Raw genomic sequence first — 1448 nt, 5'->3', positions numbered from 1 at the left:
TGAACTGACCCCGCAAAGTTGGACAGTTAAAGACTAGGCGGCCAAGGGCTGAGTCCTGTATTGCACGGGACTCAGCCCTTTCAGTTTCTGCTTGATGCGTTCGTGATTGTAGTAATGAATGTATTGCTCAAGGGCATCGCGCAATTGATCCACACAGGTGAAGTGCTCAAGCCTGAAGCACTCGGATTTGAGCGTGCCGAAGAAGCTTTCCATGGCCGCATTGTCGAGGCAATTGCCCTTGCGCGACATGCTTTGCGTGAGCCCGTGATGCTCAAGCGCGCGTCGGTAAGCTGGCATGCGGTACTGCCACCCCTGATCCGAATGCAGTAGCGGTTGCTCCTTGTGCTTGAGTACCCTCAGTGCCTTCTTCAGCATGCCACTGACCAATTCGAAGCACGGTCGCTGCTCGATCTGGTGGGCAACGATCTCACCGTTATACAGGTCCAGTACGGGCGACAGGTACAGCTTCTGCCCACCCACGTTGAATTCCGTGACATCCGTGACCCACTTCTGATTGGGTCGTTCGGCTTCAAACTGGCGTGCCAGCAGATTCGGCGCTGCCTGGCCGACTTCGCCTTTCCAGGAACGGTATTTCTTGGGGCGCACCACGGATTTCAACTGAAGCTGCTGCATGAGCCGTTGGATTTTCTTGCGGTTGATCAATCGCCCTGTCTGTCGGATCACGTCCGCGACGCGTCGGTATCCGTAACGACCTCGGTGATGATCGTAGATGGTCCGAATCTCCGTCTTGAGACTCGCGTGCCGATCCTCAACCTCCAGCGCATTGAGCTGGTAGTAGAAGGTGCTGCGCGCTAACGCAGCCACCTTCAACAAGATAGCGATCGGGTGGCAATGCCGCAGCGCCTGGACTATTTGCGTTTTTTCTTTTGCGCTGCTTGCTTCTTCGCCTGCAGCAGCGCATCGAGCTTTTTTAGGTAGGCCACCTCCGCTCGCAGATACTCGTTTTCTTTGAGCAGATCCTCGCGCGTACGCGTGTCCGACGTCTTATCCTCGGTGGGCTTGTCTGGCTGAGTAATAGTCATCTTTCGCGGGCGACCACGTGGGCGGGGCGCCAGAGCATCAATACCGCCCTCATCATACAGGCGGGACCACTTCGCTATGCTTCCTGGCGACCGAATATCGAACAAGGCCATGATCTGCCGGACCGGCAGATCCTCGTCCCTCATCCGCTGCAAAACCTGCATCTTGAACCGGGCGTCGTAGTCGCCGTACTTTCGGCGCAGACCGGCGGCGCCATGTTCGCGATATGCCGCAACCCACCGTTCCAGTAGTGCGTAATGGATTCCGTGGCGCGCCGATAGCGCCTTACATCCAGCCTCCCCACGCAAGTAGGCTTTAACTAGTCGCTGCTTGAACTGCTGATCGTACTTCGCCATGAAAAACACCCCAAAGGTTGGACCGATGTCCAACTTTTGGGGTGCAGTTCA

The 1448-nt window shown here is 56.4% G+C and carries 1 protein-coding gene; it reads right to left on the bottom strand.

What is annotated here, in order from left to right:
* Nucleotides 1–33 precede the first annotated feature (33 nt).
* Nucleotides 34–1397, bottom strand: a protein-coding gene (locus U5809_RS34520) for an IS3 family transposase (protein WP_322089842.1) whose coding sequence is annotated in 2 segments (ribosomal slippage) — nt 34–935 and nt 935–1397 — 1365 coding nt in all. Because the reading frame shifts where the segments join, the coding sequence is not laid out codon by codon here.
* Nucleotides 1398–1448 lie beyond the last annotated feature (51 nt).

It is taken from the genome of Burkholderia sp. BCC1999, from assembly GCF_905339975.1.
Lineage (GTDB): Bacteria > Pseudomonadota > Gammaproteobacteria > Burkholderiales > Burkholderiaceae > Burkholderia.
Note: the sequence above shows the minus strand (reverse complement) of the source record. Positions and strands in the feature narration are given on the sequence as shown.